21 protein-coding genes are annotated in these 19,110 nt (G+C 36.8%); 8 read left to right on the top strand and 13 right to left on the bottom strand.

Going from position 1 to position 19,110, the window contains the following annotated elements; all coding sequences use genetic code 11:
* Positions 1-3 precede the first annotated feature (3 nt).
* The 6 genes from ACMGGO_RS08885 to ACMGGO_RS08860 form a co-directional block, all read right to left on the bottom strand.
* Entirely contained in the window at positions 4-873 is an 870-nt protein-coding gene (locus ACMGGO_RS08885; protein ID WP_420281802.1) for a metal ABC transporter permease, read from the bottom strand.
* Entirely contained in the window at positions 870-1,742 is an 873-nt protein-coding gene (locus ACMGGO_RS08880) for a metal ABC transporter permease (RefSeq protein WP_420281801.1), read from the bottom strand. Before ACMGGO_RS08880 ends, ACMGGO_RS08885 begins: the two co-directional genes overlap by 4 nt.
* Before the next feature lie 11 nt (positions 1,743-1,753).
* Positions 1,754-2,482 carry a metal ABC transporter ATP-binding protein gene (locus ACMGGO_RS08875; protein WP_420281800.1) on the bottom strand — a complete coding sequence of 243 codons (729 nt, stop codon included), beginning with the start codon at positions 2,480-2,482 and terminating at the stop codon, positions 1,754-1,756.
* 9 nt (positions 2,483-2,491) lie between these two features.
* Positions 2,492-3,406 carry a metal ABC transporter solute-binding protein, Zn/Mn family gene (locus ACMGGO_RS08870; RefSeq protein WP_420281799.1) on the bottom strand — a complete coding sequence of 305 codons (915 nt, stop codon included), beginning with the start codon at positions 3,404-3,406 and terminating at the stop codon, positions 2,492-2,494.
* A 150-nt stretch (positions 3,407-3,556) separates the two neighbouring features.
* On the bottom strand, positions 3,557-3,718 hold the full coding sequence (locus ACMGGO_RS08865; protein WP_004230657.1) for a hypothetical protein: 162 nt from the start codon (positions 3,716-3,718) through the stop codon (positions 3,557-3,559).
* Positions 3,719-3,923: 205 nt separating this feature from the next.
* Positions 3,924-4,532 (bottom strand): TetR/AcrR family transcriptional regulator, encoded by a 609-nt coding sequence (locus tag ACMGGO_RS08860; RefSeq protein WP_420281798.1) that lies wholly within the window; start codon positions 4,530-4,532, stop codon positions 3,924-3,926.
* 160 nt (positions 4,533-4,692) lie between these two features.
* Here ACMGGO_RS08860 and ACMGGO_RS08855 point away from each other — a divergent pair, with 160 nt between their 5' ends.
* Together ACMGGO_RS08855 and ACMGGO_RS08850 are read left to right on the top strand one after the other, a co-directional pair.
* The gene (locus tag ACMGGO_RS08855) at positions 4,693-5,430 is read left to right on the top strand and encodes an SDR family NAD(P)-dependent oxidoreductase (protein WP_349531846.1); all 738 of its coding nucleotides are present in this window, start codon (positions 4,693-4,695) and stop codon (positions 5,428-5,430) included.
* A 125-nt stretch (positions 5,431-5,555) separates the two neighbouring features.
* The gene (locus tag ACMGGO_RS08850; protein WP_054550451.1) at positions 5,556-6,584 is read left to right on the top strand and encodes an S-layer homology domain-containing protein; all 1,029 of its coding nucleotides are present in this window, start codon (positions 5,556-5,558) and stop codon (positions 6,582-6,584) included.
* A gap of 22 nt (positions 6,585-6,606) precedes the next feature.
* Here the strand turns inward: ACMGGO_RS08850 and ACMGGO_RS08845 are convergent, their stop codons facing one another.
* The 4 genes from ACMGGO_RS08845 to ACMGGO_RS08830 form a co-directional block, all read right to left on the bottom strand.
* Positions 6,607-7,506 carry a LysR family transcriptional regulator gene (locus ACMGGO_RS08845; RefSeq protein ID WP_420281797.1) on the bottom strand — a complete coding sequence of 300 codons (900 nt, stop codon included), beginning with the start codon at positions 7,504-7,506 and terminating at the stop codon, positions 6,607-6,609.
* A gap of 261 nt (positions 7,507-7,767) precedes the next feature.
* Positions 7,768-8,307, bottom strand: a complete 540-nt coding sequence (locus tag ACMGGO_RS08840; protein ID WP_420281796.1) for a flavodoxin family protein — start codon at positions 8,305-8,307, stop codon at positions 7,768-7,770.
* A 181-nt stretch (positions 8,308-8,488) separates the two neighbouring features.
* Complete coding sequence (locus ACMGGO_RS08835) at positions 8,489-9,091, bottom strand: hypothetical protein (protein WP_054550453.1); 603 nt, start codon at positions 9,089-9,091, stop codon at positions 8,489-8,491.
* A 253-nt stretch (positions 9,092-9,344) separates the two neighbouring features.
* Positions 9,345-10,055: a TspO/MBR family protein gene (locus tag ACMGGO_RS08830; RefSeq protein ID WP_420281795.1), complete on the bottom strand. Its 711-nt coding sequence runs from the start codon at positions 10,053-10,055 to the stop codon at positions 9,345-9,347.
* 355 nt (positions 10,056-10,410) lie between these two features.
* Here ACMGGO_RS08830 and ACMGGO_RS08825 point away from each other — a divergent pair, with 355 nt between their 5' ends.
* The 3 genes from ACMGGO_RS08825 (at position 10,411) to ACMGGO_RS08815 (ending at position 14,130) form a co-directional block, all read left to right on the top strand.
* On the top strand, positions 10,411-11,319 hold the full coding sequence (locus ACMGGO_RS08825) for a MerR family transcriptional regulator (RefSeq protein ID WP_054550455.1): 909 nt from the start codon (positions 10,411-10,413) through the stop codon (positions 11,317-11,319).
* Positions 11,320-11,697: 378 nt separating this feature from the next.
* Entirely contained in the window at positions 11,698-13,269 is a 1,572-nt protein-coding gene (locus ACMGGO_RS08820) for a phytoene desaturase family protein (RefSeq protein WP_420281794.1), read from the top strand.
* A gap of 57 nt (positions 13,270-13,326) precedes the next feature.
* The gene (locus tag ACMGGO_RS08815; protein WP_004230681.1) at positions 13,327-14,130 is read left to right on the top strand and encodes a methyl-accepting chemotaxis protein; all 804 of its coding nucleotides are present in this window, start codon (positions 13,327-13,329) and stop codon (positions 14,128-14,130) included.
* A 115-nt stretch (positions 14,131-14,245) separates the two neighbouring features.
* On the opposite strand, the gene ACMGGO_RS08810 is transcribed toward ACMGGO_RS08815, so the two are convergent.
* The 3 genes from ACMGGO_RS08810 to ACMGGO_RS08800 all read right to left on the bottom strand — a co-directional run bounded on the left by ACMGGO_RS08810 (position 14,246) and on the right by ACMGGO_RS08800 (position 17,296).
* The gene (locus ACMGGO_RS08810; protein WP_004230683.1) at positions 14,246-14,782 is read right to left on the bottom strand and encodes a DUF6143 family protein; all 537 of its coding nucleotides are present in this window, start codon (positions 14,780-14,782) and stop codon (positions 14,246-14,248) included.
* Between the two features lie 250 nt (positions 14,783-15,032).
* Positions 15,033-16,778, bottom strand: a complete 1,746-nt coding sequence (gene ade / locus ACMGGO_RS08805) for an adenine deaminase (protein ID WP_420281793.1) — start codon at positions 16,776-16,778, stop codon at positions 15,033-15,035.
* Between the two features lie 95 nt (positions 16,779-16,873).
* Positions 16,874-17,296 (bottom strand): pyridoxamine 5'-phosphate oxidase family protein, encoded by a 423-nt coding sequence (locus tag ACMGGO_RS08800; RefSeq protein WP_048392416.1) that lies wholly within the window; start codon positions 17,294-17,296, stop codon positions 16,874-16,876.
* A 163-nt stretch (positions 17,297-17,459) separates the two neighbouring features.
* On the opposite strand from ACMGGO_RS08800, the gene ACMGGO_RS08795 reads away from it, so the two are divergent.
* The 3 genes from ACMGGO_RS08795 (at position 17,460) to ACMGGO_RS08785 (ending at position 19,109) form a co-directional block, all read left to right on the top strand.
* Positions 17,460-18,086, top strand: coding sequence for a YczE/YyaS/YitT family protein (locus ACMGGO_RS08795; protein ID WP_004230690.1), 627 nt, complete (start codon positions 17,460-17,462; stop codon positions 18,084-18,086).
* Positions 18,087-18,229: 143 nt separating this feature from the next.
* Complete coding sequence (locus ACMGGO_RS08790; protein ID WP_054550495.1) at positions 18,230-18,517, top strand: PadR family transcriptional regulator; 288 nt, start codon at positions 18,230-18,232, stop codon at positions 18,515-18,517.
* Entirely contained in the window at positions 18,504-19,109 is a 606-nt protein-coding gene (locus tag ACMGGO_RS08785; protein ID WP_281216279.1) for a DUF2812 domain-containing protein, read from the top strand. Before ACMGGO_RS08790 ends, ACMGGO_RS08785 begins: the two co-directional genes overlap by 14 nt.
* The last annotated feature ends 1 nt before the right edge of the window (position 19,110 follow it).

The following is a 19,110-nucleotide window of genomic DNA, read 5'->3' as shown; positions in this document are numbered from 1 at the left end:
TCATTAAGAAGTTTCTAGTTTATGAACAAGTACTTTTTTTCTACGCTCAACGATTTTTTGACAGATGAACGTCACGATAAAAATGAAGCCGACTGTTGTTGCCATCATACCTGCTATAGAGGTATCCCAAAATTTCGCTAAATAATAGCCAATGACGGAAGCAGCAGCTCCAAAGAGCATACTATAGACGAACATTTGCTTAATCGTTTTGCTGATTAAATAGGAGGTAGCAGCTGGCCCAATCAACATGGCAACCACTAAAATGGCCCCTACACTATCAAAAGCTGCCACTGTTGTAAACGAAATCGATGTCATAAAGCTATAATGAAGAAAGACAACGGGAATGCCAATGGTTGCTGCATACACAGGGTCAAACGTTGCAAGCTTCATTTCTTTAAAGAATAGGAGTAGGAACGCAATATTAATGACGAGGACGAGTAAGAGCATCCATACTGCCTTAGGCATTGCCAGCCCAAGCAATGTCCATTTATCCCAAGGAACAAAAGCAATTTCTCCCATTAAAACATGCTCAACATCTAAGTGCACATTGCCTGCAAATAAGGTGATGAGGAGAACACCTGCTGCAAACAGAGATGTAAACACTACGCCTATCGCTGCGTCTTCTTGAATACCAGAAGAATGTAATAATTGCACAAGATAGGCTGTTAAAATCCCTGCAAACGCAGCACCTACCAACATCCAAAAACCATTCAACGTTTGGGTAATAAGGTAAGCCATCACAATGCCAAAGAGCACTGTATGACTGATCGCATCTGCAATCATGGACATTCTACGCAAGATGAGGAAGACACCTGCAATTCCACAAGTTACCCCAACTAACAGTCCCGTGAATACAACCCAAAATTCGATCATCCTACATCACCCTGCTTTCGAAATTGCATTTTCCTACGATATTTACTAATTTGACCAGTTGGACTTATAAAATACGAAATAAAGAATATACCTGCTGCCACTAAGACAATTATCGGACCCGTCGATAACCCTGTTCGAATTGCACTAATAAAGGTTCCTGTTATGCCAGCGATACCTCCAATCGCAGCACTTAAAATGAGCATTGTGCTCAATTTTTTTGTCCATAGCTTGGCACTGGCAGCAGGAATAATTAATAGAGCTGACATTAAAATAACGCCAACAGCTTGTATACCTGTAACAATTGTCATAACAATTAAAACCGTTAATGTTGCCTTTAAAGCCTCTATCGGTAAGCCAATCCCTTTTGCATAAACAGGATCAAAGATCAGTAGCTTCCATTCCTTATAAAGCAAGAGACTAACTACAATAATGATGGTTGCACTAATAAAGAGCCACATTAAATCTGCCTTGGTCATCGTCGCTGCTTTACCGAAGATAAAATTATTCAGACCGCTCTGATTCCCCAGTGGGCTACGGTTGACCACTGTTAAAAATACAACACCAACACCAAAAAATACGGTGAGGACTAATCCAATGGCAGCGTCAGCCTTCATTTTTGAAAATGACACAATCCATTGAATACAATACACAGATAATGCAGATGTAATGCCCGCTCCTAGCATTAAAATTGGCAATTCCTTTTGACCTGTTAGCAGGAACGCAAGGGCAATACCTGGTAATGCTGCATGCGCAGCAGCATCCCCAACTAGACTTTGTTTCTGTAAGAAGGAGAACGTGCCTGTGATGCCTGCTGCAATGCCAAGTAACATCGTTCCACTCAGTACCCACAATAAGTTACCGCTTAACATTATGTCCCTCCTTACACATGCTGCATCATGAAAAGTTTACCACCATATGTTTTTTGTAATTGCTCTGGTGTAAAAACATCTTCCGTTGCGCCTGATGCTAAAATCGTTTTGTTTAATAGAATTGTATAGTCAAAGTATTCTTTGACGGTTTGAAGATCGTGATGCACAACAAAAATACTTTTTCCCTGTGCCTTTAAATCCTTTAAAATATCAATAATCGTTTTTTCTGTCGCAGCATCTACTCCTGCAAATGGTTCATCTAAAAAATATATATCTGCATTTTGTGCAAGGGCTCTAGCTAGGAATACACGTTGTTGCTGGCCTCCTGAAAGCTGCCCGATGGAACGCTCTGCAAAATCCTGCATCCCAACACTTGCTAAAGCTTGTCGAGCAACAATTTTATCCTGCTTAGACGTTCTTTTAAATAAGCCTGTATGGCCATAACGCCCCATGAGCACCACATCCAACGCATTTGTTGGGAAATCCCAATCCACCGCATTACGCTGAGGCACATAGCCTACGACTAAACTCTTTGGCTCAAACACCTTCCCTAAAATTTCTACCTTTCCTACTTTATTAGGAAGCTGATTTAAAATGGCCTTTAAAAATGTGGATTTCCCTGCACCATTTGGGCCAATAATGGCAGCTAAATGGCCTGTAGGCACTGTTACACAGGCATTTTCTAATACTGTTTTTTTATCATACGCCACTGATAGATTTTCCACTGTTAATGCATACATATTCTTCACCTACTTTAATGCATCGACGATTGTGTCGATGTTATGTTGATACATACCTATATACGTACCTTCTGTTGTTCCTTCAGCTCCCATAGCATCTGAGAATAATTCTCCACCGATGACAATGTCGTGACCTTTCTCCTTAGCCCCTTCAATAACAGCTTTCATTGCCTTATCGGACACACTGGATTCTATAAAAAGAGCCTTAATCTTATTTTCTACTAAGAAATCAACCATCTCCTGAACATCCTTCACACCATACTCTGAATCCGTACTCAGCCCTTGCAAGCCACGTACTTCAAATCCCTGACTTCTGCCAAAGTAATTGAATGCATCATGAGCCGTTACTAATATTCTTTGTTGCTGTGGTATTTCATTCACACGTTTTTCTGCGTAGCTTTGTAAATCATCCAGCTTTTTCAAGTAAGCTGCTTCATTTGTTTGAAAATCTTCTTTAAATTCAGGGTATTCTTCCTGAAGCTGCGTACTGATTGCCTTGACAACACCTTTCCAAAGCTCAACATCAAACCAAATATGTGGATCATGGAGCATGGCATCCGTATCACTGGCAAGCAGTTGCTTTTCATCTAATGTCTCGCCCACTGCCAAGACCGTTTTATCCTTCGCCATTTGTTCAAAGATATCGAGCATTTGTCCTTCTAAATGTAAGCCATTATAAAAAATGACTTCTGCTTTATACAATTTCGATAAATCACTTTGAGTCGCCTTGTAGAGATGGGGATCTACGCCTGGACCCATCAATGCTGATACCTGTAAATGATCACCACTGATTTCTTTAATCGCATCTGCAATTTGTCCTGTGGTTGCAACCACAATGCCTTCTTTTTCACCCTCTGTTTCTGCTGAACAGCCAAATAATAGAAATGAGAGTGATAATATCACCACACCTAACCATTGTTTCATTTTCCTACCTCAACTTTCTCTTTTTTAAGCAATTGTTAGAAAAAAGTGCCTAAACTACGAAGTAACCAATCGGCGGACAAGCCGTAAATCGTTTGTCATGCCCGCCCTAGTCGTATACAACTAATATCCCAACTTTTTCCACACAATACCTTAATTTATATTCATTTTCCTGATAAGCTGGCGCCAGCTCATCCAGAAAAGGATTAACATCATACCTGCGCCTACTGAATCGGTCAGTTTCCATACGATTGCTAAAATAATTAAAATGGCCATTGGAAGAATCGTCAGCTTGAAATCACCTAAATCTTTCATTCACGCACTCTTCTTTCTTTGGAGATATTTTGTTTCCCTTAGGAAAAATATATGCTTAATACAAAGAAAATTCAACTACTTTATGAAAATTTCTTTAAAAAAATTTTTTTCTTATAAAAAAATTAGTTTAGCCCAAACAAAAAAATCCCTAATGCAGACATTAGAGATTTTTTATAAAAATACATAGATTTATGTTAATATACTTTCATCTTTCTTTTTCCAGCGACTTTCCTATAAATTCAAATGCATAAATATGTGTTTTTGTTAATTCAATAATATCCTTGATTAAAGCTTCTTCTGATTTTTCATAGCCGCTTGCAATCCATTGCATCATCAATCCATAAAAGCCGTAGGAAGTATAATGTTTGAACATGTTCATGTTGACAGGCTGCTGATTGATCGTCTCAAATTTAAATTGCTCTTGATAAATTTTTGTGATCGTTAAGGGCATACGGGTGTGCAACCCAGGAATCGTATCTTCCACATTCAGCAGCTCGAAAAACAAACGGTGCTTATAAATGTAATGAATAATATTAAAGGATGGTGCTTTCAATTTTGTCGTGTATACCTTTTCTCCATATAGGTAGGGTTCACCTACTGCCACTTCCAGACCATTCATCATTTGTTCTAGCAAATTCTCTGCTAGTTCAAATTTATCTTGAAAATGCACATAAAAGGTACTACGGTTATAGCCCGCTCGTTCTACAATATCCTTCACTGTAATGGCTTGAAAACCATGTTGTTTCATTAAATCGACAAACGCTTCATAAAAATGACGGCGGGTTCTTTCTTGTCTTTGTGTCCATTTTGGCAATTTTACTTCCCCCTTTTAGACATTTCAGGCACATATGTCTACTAGTTAGATATTTACTACGACATTAATGATTGTTTCCGTTTTCAGGCGTTTTACAATAAAAGTACACCGTGATTTACACAGTGTGCAAGAAAAAAGTTTGTTTAAGGGAGTGTCATGTATGGGGAAATTACAAGATAAAGTCGCAATTATTACAGGTGGTGCTTCTGGTATCGGTGCTGCAACAGCCCAATTATTTGTAGCAGAAGGTGCAAAAGTGGTGCTTGTGGACCTAAATGAGGAAAAAGGCCAAGCATTTGCAGCTGAACTACAGGCAACAGGAGCAGAAGCCATGTTTATCAAAGCAAACGTAACGGATGAACAGGAAGTAGCAGCTATTTATCAAACAACTATTGAGGCATTTGGCAAAGTCGATGTCCTTTTTAATAATGCAGGGATTGGTCGTGTTACGCCAACTGAGGAGCTTCCTTATGCGGAATGGCGTCAAACTGTAAATGTAGACTTAGATGGTGTATTTTTAATGGCGCAGGCTGCCATCAAAGAAATGCTAAAAGCGAATGGTGGTACAATCGTTAATACAGCTTCGATGTATGGTTGGGTTGGCTCGCCAGGATCAGCTGCTTATAATGCAGCAAAAGGAGGCGTGATTAATTTAACACGTTCATTAGCATTAGAATTTGCTACGCGAGGGATTCGTGTCAATGCCCTATGTCCAGGCTTTATTGATACACCAATTATCCCAGAAGAAAGTAAGGAGCCATTACGTCAAATCACACCTATGCAACGACTAGGAAAACCAGAGGAAATGGCGAAAGCTGTTTTATTTATGGCATGTGACGATTCAACGTTTATGACAGGGAACACATTAACAGTAGATGGTGGCTACACAGCCCAATAACGACGTTTAAAATAATCGCTACCCGACAAAGGGCAGCGATTATTTTTTCACTAGAAAAATTTGCAGTTTTTATCCATTTCCTGCAAACTATTACTAAAGCGAGCAAGAAAGGATGAAGACAACAAATGAAAAAATTAATAGGTACATTATTATTTTCTATTCTGATTATAGCTAGTGCAGGCAATGTACAAGCTGCTGGCTTTCGGGACGTATCAAAGGATCATTATGCATATGAAGCTATTTTATGGGCAGAAGAATATGATATTGTTAATGGCTTTACAGACGGTACATTTAAACCGAATGCTACCATTACTGAACAGCAATTAGCAAAATTATTAGCCAATTTTTATGAGCTCGAAACGCCCATCGACGAATTAAAAAAGCAAACGCCTTCGGCAAATTGGTCGGATGATTTCTATAACCAGCTCGCAAGCTATGGGGTCCCTTTAAATGGCTATTTCGATAACCGAATCCGAGCGGCTACTGTGAAGCGTGGTGTAGTGGCACAGGCTATTGCTCATTTAGCTAGCGGTAAGAAGGGCTTAGATCAATCTATTCAATTTTTACTTGATACCTATATTTCTTCCGGGCTAAATCCACAGTATGAAGAGCGTAATTTACAAAAGTTTTATGGCGTGACAAGCAACATGACCCGTGCGCAAGTTGTTACGATGCTCTATCGTATGGACGAACGAAATTATTATGAAATTTCAGCGGATGCACAAGCAATTCATGAGAATGCCAACAACGTATCCTTAAATAATAGGGCAAAAAATGCTCAAAATCAGCTCGACAAATCATTACAGCAGGCTACTCCTAGTAAAAGCGCATGGGAAGGTGTGTATACTTATTACTACAAATGGGGTAAGGGTACAAATGAGTTTAACCGCCGTGATGCTATAATCTCCAATGCCACAAACAAGAGCTTTTCTATTGCTTTAACGGCGAATGATGGCTCCGCTTCTGGTAGTGTAAATGGCACAGCCACAATTACAAGCAATACGAAAGCCCTTATGAATACATCCTCGAATGGCAATCGTTGTGTTGTCGAGTTTGAACGTTTATCTAATAATGCCCTAAAGGTGTCCGAGATTGATTGTCGTGCTGAACGTAATGAAGGCACCAATTTTTCGGGTACCCTCAAGCAGCAATAATTTGTAACAGAGTCTGAATCATTCAGGCTCTTTTTTCATCCTTAAAAGCTTCATAGCTATGTTTGGCGATGGCAATAAAATCTTCGAGACAGAGATGCATATGCTTATCTTTATGCCATGCAATATCTGTATAAATTGGCGCTAAATCAATTGTGGACGGTACTTCCATTAATTGCCCACTTTCCAGCTCCTTCTCTACAACCATTTTAGGTAAAAATGTAATACCTAACCCTGCCATCACACATTGCTTGATTGCTTCAATACTGGCGAATTCAATCATTTGTAAGGGATTGACACCCTCTTGCTGTAGCTGTGCTTCTAAATGATTACGATAGGAGCACCCTGTTTCTGTTAACAACATCGTTTCAGTTGAAATTTGTTGAGCCGATAGAGGCTGACTAATTTCTTTGGGGGCACTCACAAAAACAAGCTGTTCCTGAATCAATCGCTCTCGCTTGAGCATGGCTGTTTCCTGATAAGTGTCCGTTATCAATGCAATATCAAGTTTACCAGCTTGTAATAAATCCTTTGCAATAGCTGTTGTATGCACAGGCTTGAAAATGATTTTCACTTGCGGGTGTGCTTGTTGAAATTGCTGTAAAATACTTGGTAGTCGATAGACACACTGACTTTCCTGTGCCCCTACCTTCAATAGGACTTGCTCCTGCTCGTTGGATATAGCTTTTTTCATTTCACGGTCTAGCTCAAGCATTTTTTTTGCATAATGCTGTAGACGCTTGCCCTCTTCTGTGAGAATAATACGCTTGCCAAGCCGCTCAAAAAGATGAACACCTAACTCTTGTTCTAATGTTTTTATCTGAGCTGTAATACTCGATTGAGCGTAGTCAAGAAGCTGGGCTGTCTGTGTAAAGCTTAATGTTTCAGCTGCTGTAAAAAACGTTTGAAGCTGCTTAATATCCATCACTTGAACCCCTTCATCTATTTCTTCGATAGTTTTTATTGAAACATTCACCCTTTTCGATAATAAAATCCAATATACACTAGTTTGTAGCTGAAAGAAAGAGATGGCTTCATTTACCAATAGCGCAAGTAAATATCTAACATCAAAAGAACCTTTTATCATATAAAGAGAAACGAATTTGGAGACTTCTTTCCTCCAAATTCGTTTCATTGTATTGTGCTATAAAAATAGTCAATATCATCTAAAGGCAATAAGGTCGACTTATTGTAAGTCTTTTCTAAGATGATCAGCTGCAGACAATGCTTTTAGATCTTGAAGGATCTCGCCTGGCTTGTTTCCTTCTCCTAGAATATATCCCTCAAAGGTTATCCCAACAAAATCAAAAATATGTTGAAACTGCTGAATCATTGGTAACCCCTTTATATAAGGCTCATCTCCACCAACTGCAATGACATATGCTTTTTTAGAAGACATCAGGGCCTTAAAATCAGGATAATCTGGATCCCTTAAAGTTTGCGACCATCGATCAATAAAATTCTTCATTATTCCTGTCATGCTATACCAATAAATAGGCGTAGAAAAAATAAGAATATCATGTGGAAGAATACGGTCAATGACGGCGTTATAATCATCGCTGACATCTGTGAAACCTTCCGCAGCATGACGCTTATCGATTATTGGCTGAATAACACAGTCCTTTAGATAAATTTCTTCAATCATTAGGCCTTGAGTGGCTAATTTTGTTAAAGTCTCTACATTCCCATTCGACCGATTGCCACCGTAAATAACTGCTATTGACATTTAGTATCCCTACTTCCTTAAAGTTTTAACTAGTGTCCCCGTATATCAATAGCTTATTATGATTTCACAAATCGATAAAGATGATTATTTCGATAAAATAAATCGAAAGATTCGATTACAATTAGCATGCATACTTAATATGTTCAATTAAACTAGGATACAAAATGAAATCAATAGTTAGTTATAACCCCTCTAAATTATCCAACAAACTATACCCATATTTAGCAAATTGTTGTTTGACTTGGTTAATGCAATATTCAATTCGTTTCTTTTTTTCTTCTTCAGAATATCCTATTGGGTTTTTTACACACGCCCCCAAATCAATCCATTTCAAAGTGCTATTTTCCGTATCCCAGTATATATGTTCAAATTTAAAATCAAAATCGTATCTGTCTACATTCATCATATCTTTTTTTGCTTCAATCATTTTCAAAACAATTTCTTTTAATTCGTTGTTAGTTATACCTTCTTTTAAAACCTGTGATAAAGTTTTACCATTCACTTTTTCTACAAATAAAAACTCTCTTTTTTTATATGCATAAATTTTAGGAAAATAAGGACTACTGTTTAACTCCAACAATGCGTAAATATCGTTATCCCCTTTTCCTTCAGATAAAAATTTTTTCAATATAATTCCTTTGTTTTTCATTTCATAAACAATTGACCGTTTTCGATGTAATTGAATGATTTCAACTTCTTTACTCAATATAAGATTATATTCATATAAATAAATAGATTCTTTGGTCTCTTCTGGTAGATCATAAAAATAATTTGTGACAAGCAAAACTTGATTACTCCTTTCATCATAAGAAGATTCGACAAAAAGAGCTCATTCCCTTTATATTTCCATTATTTCTACATTCAAAAAAGTGAATACATTTTAATCATTGGATAAGAAGAATTGGATGAAAGGTCACCTATCTTTACCAAAAACCCAAACTACACAGAAGCTCATAACACTTCATTAGTTTGGGTTTCTTTATAAATAAATTTTCTTTTCAAAGCACGCTTTCTATCAAATATTATAGATACTTTAACTATATTCTTTTAGGCCTTCCAATGAAAATCCAAATTACCAGGAACAAACTATATATAAATGGCATATAGAAAATACTCCCTGCATCTTCTCCATTCTTGATAGCGATTCCTATAAAAGCCCAGATAATTACTAATGGAAAAAATACATCTTGCTTATAAACACGTATAAAAGCAGCTAGCACAGTCGCAAGAATAAGTAATAACTGTGCCCATATTTCCTCCGAGAGCCCAAACCCATCCCACTCATAATATTTAAGCACAAAGCTAATATTAGCCATCAACGCCACACTAATCCACCCTAAATATACAGAAAATGGAAGTCTCCCTGAAAAACGATTATCCTCTTTCGGGTAACTTACATACAGAAAAATTATATGAACCAATAAGCCGACCATAATAACAATGGACGTTATAAACAATTCATAATGCCAGCTCAACAACCATGCGATATTTAAAAATGCAGTGATTACAAAGAGACCCAGATTGCTATTTATACGATTAGTAGTTGAAGACCGAAATTGTTGTACAAGCCAAATGAATAATAAAAAATAAATCAAGCCCCAAATACTAAAAACATAGCCTGCTGGAATAAACAATACATCTACCTGATTAGAAATTTCACCTGTCTTTTTCCCATTAATCCCCACCGTGCTAGCTAGTCCATTAATAATAACCATGGCGAAATAACTTATGAGTGCAAGCCATTTCATGTTCTTTCCCCCTCTCATTTACATCATCTAATTCAATATATTCATTACCCATTCCAACTTATAATTACTCCGCTTACATAACATTAATAAATTATTTAAAGCCATTAGCTTATCTATAAAATCGTATAGCCTACTCATTATGGTATGGAAGAAAAAACCAACAAATTGTCTCATTAATTTCCCCACCCTTATTTTCCTGTTATTCAATATTCAACCACTCTAGTTATACAATTGTTGTACAACTTTTAAATATCTATATTATAATATGAAAAGTTGTAAGGTTTCGGATAGAGCACTACGGCACACAAATACTCACAATCATGAATATTAATAGCTATAGAAAGGCAGGGAAATAATGACACCAACAGATTGGCAATATAATATTACGCAGGTATCTGAAATCACAGGACTTTCCAAACAAGTGATACGTAAATGGGAAGAGCGCTACCAACTTGTTCATCCCAAAAGATTAGAAAATGGACACCGTGTTTATAGTGAAAAGGATGTGCAGCTATATTTAAAAGTACTTAGCCTTTCGAACCAAGGCTATTCTATAAAACAAGCAGTGACAATTGTACTTAGCAATCAAAATGTTTTAGAGGCAGTTACCCCCACAGTGTTGACCAAAAGCGACAATGTAGATCATTTCTGTAATCTTTTATTGGAAGAAGGAAGACTTTGCAATGAAGTAGAACTTAATCGACTCCTGCAACAAGCAAATCATTCATTAGGATTAGCAAAATTTCTATCTCATGTGATTATTCCTTTCTTACAAGAGGTAGGAAGATTATGGGAAAAACAGGTATGGACCGAGTATCAAGAATCTGTTACTACAATGATTGTTAGAGATTATTTAGTACAATTAAGAAGGAATTACCACTCTAAAGAGGATGCACCACTTATAATGGGAGCATGCTTACCAGGGGAGCATCATGAAGTTCAACTTCATATTTTATTGTTGCAAGCAATGATGGCTGGTTGGCGATCATTCCTTGTTGGCAGTTCTCCAGCTGTTGGGGCAATTGAATCTTTAATCATACATTTTAAACCAAAGGTGGTTCTATTATCTGCTATGACTACAAGGCCATTTGAGTTATACCCTACTAGCATTCAGCAATTAGATGACTTCGCTGCAAAACATCCTGCTATTCGATTTTATATGGGGGGTGCTGGCTCTGAAGAGTATTTAAAAACACATTCCTTACATTCAATTGCTATTGCCAGTACTATTGATGAAGTTATAAATAACTCTCACTCTAAATAACATTTATTTTTAGTAGGAGTTTAACGTTTTGGTTAGAACTAGTACTATAAGCAAAAGTTAAAAAGTTTATTAATACTGCTATCCCTGTTTAAATAAGGCATTGTTCTTACAATCTATTTTATTGAGAAGTTCAACGAGAATATCATGGATGAAAGCATTGGTTACACATGCTTTTGTCTATGATTTTTTTTTGCACGCAATAGCCATAAAATAATTTTTTAAATTTCAAGAATATATAGTTTGCACATTTTTGTACACTAATTGTATAATCACTGTATAACTTTTGTACAACAAATAAATATTTTTATCTATTTATAAATCATGACTCAATACAGGTAGTGTTATAAGACTAAATAGCAGATACGGAGGTTTTTCACAATGAAAAAGGAGATTATTGTTATAGGAGCTGGTCCAGGTGGTTTAGCGTCGGCAATGCTGCTTAGCGCTAAAGGATTTAATGTCAAAGTTTACGAGAAACAACCCTATATTGGTGGTAGAACAAGTGAAATAAAGCTAGGAGAATATAAATTTGATATGGGCCCCACATTTTTAAATATGTTTTATATTATTGAAGAAATATTCGAGCTTGCCGGTAAAAATATACATAATTATATAGATCTAGTAAACCTAGATCCAATGTATGAATTAATTTTTCACGATAAGCGCATTAAAATGACTCGTGATCGTGAGGAAATGATTCGTCAGATAAATGAACTATTTCCAGGCAATGAGGGCTCTTTTGAAAAATATATGAAGGAAACTAATCACAAATTAGAAGCGTTAGTACCTGTATTGCAAGCAAGCATGAACCGTTATACAGATTTACTACACCCAAAAGTTTTAAAGGCATTGGGTGAGCTTGAAATCGGTAGATCTTTAATCGATACGCTTTCACGATTTTACAAGCAAGAGGAATTACAACTTGCCTTTACTTTCCAAGCAAAATACTTAGGCATGTCTCCGTGGGAAAGTCCTGGTGCATTTTCCATTCTATCTTTTATTGAGCATGCTTATGGTGTTTACCACATTACAGGTGGCATTAATAAGTTAACACAGGCAATGGCAAAGGTTGTACGAGAAAATGGTGGAGAGATCTACACGAACTGTGGCGTTTCAAAGCTCTGGTTGGATGATCGAAAGGTAAAGGGTGTCATTTTAGATAATGGCGAAAAAATAGCATCTAATGAAGTAATAATAAATAGTGATTTTGGTCATGCGATGACTCACTTAGTCGAGCCTGGTGTTCTAAAAAAATACACTAAAGAAAAGTTAGAGAAGAAAAAATACTCTTGCTCTACTTTTATGCTTTATCTAGGTGTCAATAAAAAATTTGATTTGCCCCATCATACGATCTGGTTTGCAAAAAATTACCGAAAAAATGTTGAAGAAATTACTAACCATAAATTGTTGTCGGATGATCCATCTATCTACATTCAAAATGCAGTTGTAACAGATCCGACAGTTGCCCCACAAGGGAAATCTACGCTATATGTATTAGCACCAGTACCTAATAATTTCAGTCATATTGAGTGGGATACCTGTGAACAAGATTATCGTAACATGCTAATTGGGTTAATTGAGGACAAACTTAGCATTGAAAATCTAGAGCAATACATTGAAGAAGAACACATAATTTCACCGAAAAATTGGGAAGAGAATTTAGGTGTATATAAAGGAGCAACTTTTAACCTAGGTCATCAGCTTACACAGATGCTGACATTCCGCCCTCACAATAAATTTGAAGAATTAAAAAATAGCTGGTTAGTTGGAGGTGGTACACATCCAGGAAGTGGTTTACCGATTATCTTGGAGTCTGCACGTATTACTTCTAATGGAATTCTACAAAAGCATGGTCTAGCACAATTAGCAGTGAAACCTTTACCTAAAATAGATCTCTTTAATACGGAACTCAATAACAAACCTAGTGAAAAAGTAATGTTGCATATCTAATAATCATTAAGTATGAATTAAATTTAGCTTAGCTACCTAATATAAGGATTTGAAAATATGAATATTCAGACAAAACATATGAATGAAAATGCAATTGTAGATTCAATGAAAAAAAATTTAGCCCTTGTAGAGTTTAACTTGAATAGAAAAGTGATTTGGGCTAATAAAAAATTTGCAGAGGTTCTAGGATATCAGGTGGATGAAGTTATTGGGATGGGTCATGAAAAGTTTTGTAAACCGGATTTTATACAAAGCCCAGACTATCATCTCCTATGGCAAGGTTTATTAAATGGAGAAAAATATGAAGGAAAAATTGAAAGAATAAGTAAAATGAACGATTCTATATGGCTTGAAGCAACTTACCTCCCCATTTTCAATGACAATAATAAGGTAAGTTCCATATTAAAAATTTCAACAGATATTACAAATCGAGAATTCAATACTTTAGAGATTATTGCTAAACTAAAAAGTATGCCTCAGGAGTTAGTAGAAATTGTTGTATCCAATTCAGAAGAAAACATAAAAGCCGTAGCATCACTTGCCAAAGAAGTTGACGCAATTAGAGATACTGTAAAAGTGATTCATACTATCGCTAAACAAACAAATGTCCTAGCACTGAATGCCGCAATAGAGGCTGCACGTGTTGGTGAAAAAGGTCGCGGATTTAAAGTCGTAGCAGAAGAGGTACGAAAATTAGCACTGAATGTTGATAATGCACTTCGAAATATCGAATATAATGTAATGACTATAGAAAGTGATACGGAAAAGGTCGATAATATTACACATGATTTGAAGAAAGTTGTAACAGAAACTCACAATGAATTTAATAAAGCCATTGATAGATTCGAAAAAATGCTTTAACTAGTCAATAATACAGCAGCTAAAGTTCTCAATAGATATTTGAGAGCTTTAGCTTCTTTTTTCTAACTAATTAATATCACTATAAATTATATTCTACTAACAATATCCTTATTATTTAATGGTATTTTTTCATTTTTTCAAACCACCCAAATGCTATCTCAGCCTCTATACATTCATTGTCCTGTGTAACTAAAAAAATTACAAATGATTCACCAGATGGAAAAATAAATTTTCCATCTTCATCGCTTACTAAAGTACTTTGTGGTGGAACAATTCGTTTAAACGCATTTACTCCTTTATAGGGGTGCCCTTCAACAAGTTCAGCAAATTCAATTTTAACGTCTGGATTTGGTGGTGGATAAATGGCTGTATTAGTAGGCGTTACATTTTTAGAAATCATTGAATCCCCAGGAGGTATTGCATTAAACCAAATTTCAGCCAGAATAGGTTGTTTAGAATAATTAGTAATGGTAAACGCATTTACAAACAAATCCACATTAGAATATTTAGGATTACTTAAGCTTCCCCACGCATTTCTTCCTTTTTTTAAGGTAATTAATTCGGTTTGCCCAACAAAATATTGACCTAATAATGATTCATATAAAGGAGTAGGAATACTAACTATTTTCATAAATCGATCATTATTTTTCATTGTCAATCTCACCCCCTTTTATATATTAATGTATGTATTTTTAGTAGGGATGTTTAGACGAAAATATCTTACAAATAAGAGGTTGAATTAATCAACACGCAATCCTTAATTTTACGACTAATTCCATATTACAATGACTTGTAAGCATGTTTATAGTTCGTAAATGATGGTGAATGAGAGCTAGCACTAAATAAGCAATATAAGAAAACGACCTAAAAGCTTAATGAAAGCTAGTAGGTCGTTTTTTTATCTATGCTTCTACCGTGATATGCTGGAAGGTTGTCACATCAAATAATCCTGTATCTGTTAGCTTTAAAGCAGGAATAACTGGTAATGCCACAAAAGAAAACGTTAGTAGAAAATGGAAATCTAATGTTGGATTAAGCGTCTTTAATGCCCTGTGCAAGCCTGCTAGCTGCTCCTTTGCCTGTTGAGCTGGTACATCTGTCATCAAGCCACCAATGGTTAATGGCATCTCCGCTAGAATTTGGCCATCCGCAACAATCACAAAGCCCCCTTGGATTTCCTGAATGCGTGTAAGCGCCAGGACCATATCCTCATCATTTGTTCCTACAACAAGGGCATTATGGGAATCATGAGCTACTGTTGTGGCTACTGCTCCTTTTTGTAAGCCAAAGCCTTTAACAATTCCTAAACCTGTCGTGTGTAGCTGATGATGACGTTCGATGACGGCTAGTTTCAGTAGATCTTGTTCTACAGAAGGGACGAAAACACCATCCTTTACAGGTACATCCATTATTACATGATTGGTAATTAGCTGATTCGGCACAATCTCCATTACATTCGCCTTTGTACCCTTTGTGAATGCTAGTTGTAGCCTATCCTTTGTAATGGTTGGTAAATGGACAGATTGATGGATATGAGCAGGCACAACTGGCTCTTGACGATTAGTCAGCATCTCACCATTTTCAGCCACTTTCTGCCCATTTTTCCATACGGCCTTTGCCTGCATTGTTGACAAATTCTCTACTAACACAAAATCTGCCTTATAGCCTGGTGCAAGTACACCTCGATCTAATAAACGATAGCATTCTGCGGTGTTAACGGTTGCTAACTGGATTGCTTGCAATGGTGGCATCCCTTCAGCTATTGCCATGGCGATATCATAATTGATGCTGCCTTCGTCGATTAACTCATCCACATATTTATCATCCGTACAAAAACCAAAACGACGAGCATTATATGACTGGACAGCTGGCAATAAGTCACGTAAGTTTTTCGCGGCTGAGCCCTCTCGGATTAGCACATACATCCCCTGCTCTACACGGTCAATGGCTTCCTCAGCCGTTACACATTCATGATCTGTGTGAATACCCGCAGCTCGATAGCCTGTAATTTGTTCGCTTTGTAAGCCTGCACAATGCCCATCAATGACTAAATTTGCTTCCTGCGATAATAAAATTTTCTGAAGCATGTCCTCTTGCCCATTTAATACCGCTGGGAAATCCATCACCTCAGCTAATCCACGAACCTGTTCATGTTGTAGAAATGGTGCCAAATCCTTAGCTGTTAGTGTAGCGCCTGCATTTTCAAACTGTGTACCTGGCACACTTGATGGCAGCATCACAAAAATATCCATATCTGCCTTTTGTGCATCATCGAGCATAAATTGAATGCCTTCTGCTCCTGCGACATTGGCGATCTCATGAGGATCTGTCATTACCGTTGTAATCCCATGAGGAAGTAAAACGCGACTAAATTCCCCTGGTGTCAACATAGAAGACTCAATATGTATATGACCATCAATTAAACCAGGAATGACATAGCCTCCTGCCGCATCCTCTTCCTGTTTAGCGTGAAACTTATTCGTGCGATCTAGAGCCACAATCATACCATTTTTCACGACGATATCTGCTTTTTGCCATGTTAACGAAAAAACATCCGCAATTTGCGCATTTCTCAGTATAAAATCTGCCTCTAATTTTCCTTGAGATGATAATACATTTTGTGTTAGCTGCTGTAATTTTATCGACATAACTTATACTCCTTTTTCTTTTAAGAACTATCATGCCAAAAAGATGCTAGCCATTGCAACTATTTATCGCTACATCATAAAAAAACGACCATTGATCAATGGTCGTTCGAAAATTCTAGCTCTTTAGGTGGTTGCCCTTTTTTATTCATCAAGCGCATACGAATAGGCTCAATCTTTAATGTCACCATTTCATCCTGATTGCCAATAAAGATACTTGTAAAAAATTCGGCTAGTTTATTTTTTATCCCTTCTTCATGTACTTCAGTAAGTTTGCCTTCTATTTCCACATACGTATCACCAAAGCCACCATTTTCGTAGCCATATAAAATATGGGTATATGGGTTTTTGCGCAGCTCTTCCATTTTTTCTGAATGCTTATTCGTCACCGTATACAATACAAAATCTTCATGCTGGAATGTCATGTATCGTGAGTAAGGTTTGCCATTTTCTACAGTCGCCATTGTGCCAATCTTTTCTCGATTTAACACTTCTAGAATTTCATCACGTACAGAAGTCATAATATCCCATCCTTTCATCTATATATCTATTTTGCCCTCTCCCAAGAAAGCTAAACGGTCTTTTTTTGAAAAATGTGAAATGACAATCTTCGGGCATATTGAAAATCTATTGTTATAATAACTGGATGGACAACAGGAATTTTCGAATGAATGAGGGTTAAAAATGAAACAAGCTTTTTTTACGCGCTGTTTGTTTTTCATAACAGGCATTATCGTGCTTTCTTTTGGTATCACATTAACAATTAAAGGCCAACTCTTTGGAGTGGGCTCATGGGATGTACTACATATTGGCTTAACAAAAACAGTAGGCCTATCAATCGGTTCATGGTCCATTATTTTGGGACTTGCTATTTTAGCGTTTGATATGCTGATTACGAAAAAGTTCCCTTTACCTGGAACGTTTATCGATATGTTTTTGGCAGGCATTTTTATTGATATTTTCAACTATTGGTTACCTGATATTGATGGTTTTTGGATGCAACTTATTTCTTACCTTACAGGGTTAGTGTTACTAGGCTGGGGCTGTGGAATGTATATGGTAGCAAATTTAGGTATTGGACCGCGTGATACACTCATGCTGATGATGGTTCATAAGCTTGGCTGGAGTGTGACTCGCTCTCGTACAACAATGGAAGTAACAGTTGCAATCATTGGCTTCCTACTTGGCGGTCCTATAGGCATCGGTACGGTATTTATGGCATTTGGGCTTGGACCAATCGTACAATTTGCCTTATCCTATAACGAAAAATTATTTATGCGATGGACAGGCGTGAAAAGCGCTGTTGTCTAAACATTAAAGACAATGCATTTTTGCATTGTCTTTTTTACAGTTGAAATATACAGTTCAACTATATATAATCAAACTATATAGTCCAACTGTATATTTGAGGTGAAGATGTGAAAAAACATAAATTATTACCTTTATCCGAAACCATGCATTATATTCTACTTGCCTTACGTGAACCGCTACATGGCTATGCCATGATGCAAAAAATCGAGGAAATGAGCGCAGGTAGTGTAAGGATTGCTGCCGGCACTATGTATGGAGCCATTGAAAATTTATTAAAATATCATTGGATCGCGCCTGTTGAGACCCAGGATACAAGACGCAAGGTTTATCAAACCACAGAAGAGGGTCTAGAAATATTAGCGGCAGAGCAACAAAGATTGCAGCGCATTTTATCTTTATACGAGGGAGCTGGCGAACATGATAAAGTTTAAAATCTTTTTTGATATCGAAAAGGAAGAGCGTTGGTTAAACGAAATGTTAGCCAAGGGTTGGCTATGCTCTCACATAAACTCAGCAGGTATTTATACATTTCAGCCTACTGAAAATCTTGAACAAGTTATTCGGATTGATTGTCAGCAGGAGCTTCGCAAAGAAAAGAAAGCTACCTATAAGCAATTACATGAGGATTTTGGCTGGCGTATAGTAAAAGAAAAATCATATGATGGCACTTTTTATTGGACAAAAAGTAAAGATGGTAATGATGAATTATTTTCAGATCATGATTCCCACATTGCGAAATATAAACGTTTAATGAAACATGCAAGCAATTGGGCAATACTCTCACTTATCTTCTTAATGATTTTTAATGGCAACGATGACGTCGCTCCCTTTTTCAGTATAAAAAGCGCATATTATACCCCAGGTTTATGGGATAAAGAAGGTTCTGCCTTCCTTTTTGCTTTTTTATTAGAAACACCCTTTGCCATCATGCGCTTTCTTCCACCATGGCTATTTTTAGCAACTTGTTGTATTTACATCACACTCTATTATCGTTATCGTAAATCCATACAGCAATTTTTATAGC

This window comes from Lysinibacillus sp. BNK-21, from assembly GCF_048684915.1.
In the GTDB taxonomy this organism is placed as follows: domain Bacteria; phylum Bacillota; class Bacilli; order Bacillales_A; family Planococcaceae; genus Lysinibacillus; species Lysinibacillus capsici.
The sequence above is the reverse complement of the archived record's forward strand: the minus strand, read 5'-3'. Positions and strand labels throughout refer to the sequence as shown.

Coding starts and splice junctions, on each gene's coding strand:
- ACMGGO_RS08885 (WP_420281802.1), bottom strand. CDS start 873: ATGATCGAATTTTGGGTTGTATTCACGGGACTGTTAGTTGGGGTAACT.
- ACMGGO_RS08880 (WP_420281801.1), bottom strand. CDS start 1,742: ATGTTAAGCGGTAACTTATTGTGGGTACTGAGTGGAACGATGTTACTT.
- ACMGGO_RS08875 (WP_420281800.1), bottom strand. CDS start 2,482: ATGTATGCATTAACAGTGGAAAATCTATCAGTGGCGTATGATAAAAAA.
- ACMGGO_RS08870 (WP_420281799.1), bottom strand. CDS start 3,406: ATGAAACAATGGTTAGGTGTGGTGATATTATCACTCTCATTTCTATTA.
- ACMGGO_RS08865 (WP_004230657.1), bottom strand. CDS start 3,718: ATGAAAGATTTAGGTGATTTCAAGCTGACGATTCTTCCAATGGCCATT.
- ACMGGO_RS08855 (WP_349531846.1), top strand. CDS start 4,693: ATGGGGAAATTACAAGATAAAGTCGCAATTATTACAGGTGGTGCTTCT.
- ACMGGO_RS08850 (WP_054550451.1), top strand. CDS start 5,556: ATGAAAAAATTAATAGGTACATTATTATTTTCTATTCTGATTATAGCT.
- ACMGGO_RS08845 (WP_420281797.1), bottom strand. CDS start 7,506: ATGGATATTAAGCAGCTTCAAACGTTTTTTACAGCAGCTGAAACATTA.
- ACMGGO_RS08840 (WP_420281796.1), bottom strand. CDS start 8,307: ATGTCAATAGCAGTTATTTACGGTGGCAATCGGTCGAATGGGAATGTA.
- ACMGGO_RS08830 (WP_420281795.1), bottom strand. CDS start 10,055: ATGAAATGGCTTGCACTCATAAGTTATTTCGCCATGGTTATTATTAAT.
- ACMGGO_RS08825 (WP_054550455.1), top strand. CDS start 10,411: ATGACACCAACAGATTGGCAATATAATATTACGCAGGTATCTGAAATC.
- ACMGGO_RS08820 (WP_420281794.1), top strand. CDS start 11,698: ATGAAAAAGGAGATTATTGTTATAGGAGCTGGTCCAGGTGGTTTAGCG.
- ACMGGO_RS08815 (WP_004230681.1), top strand. CDS start 13,327: ATGAATATTCAGACAAAACATATGAATGAAAATGCAATTGTAGATTCA.
- ACMGGO_RS08810 (WP_004230683.1), bottom strand. CDS start 14,782: ATGAAAAATAATGATCGATTTATGAAAATAGTTAGTATTCCTACTCCT.
- ade (WP_420281793.1), bottom strand. CDS start 16,778: ATGTCGATAAAATTACAGCAGCTAACACAAAATGTATTATCATCTCAA.
- ACMGGO_RS08800 (WP_048392416.1), bottom strand. CDS start 17,296: ATGACTTCTGTACGTGATGAAATTCTAGAAGTGTTAAATCGAGAAAAG.
- ACMGGO_RS08795 (WP_004230690.1), top strand. CDS start 17,460: ATGAAACAAGCTTTTTTTACGCGCTGTTTGTTTTTCATAACAGGCATT.
- ACMGGO_RS08790 (WP_054550495.1), top strand. CDS start 18,230: ATGCATTATATTCTACTTGCCTTACGTGAACCGCTACATGGCTATGCC.
- ACMGGO_RS08785 (WP_281216279.1), top strand. CDS start 18,504: ATGATAAAGTTTAAAATCTTTTTTGATATCGAAAAGGAAGAGCGTTGG.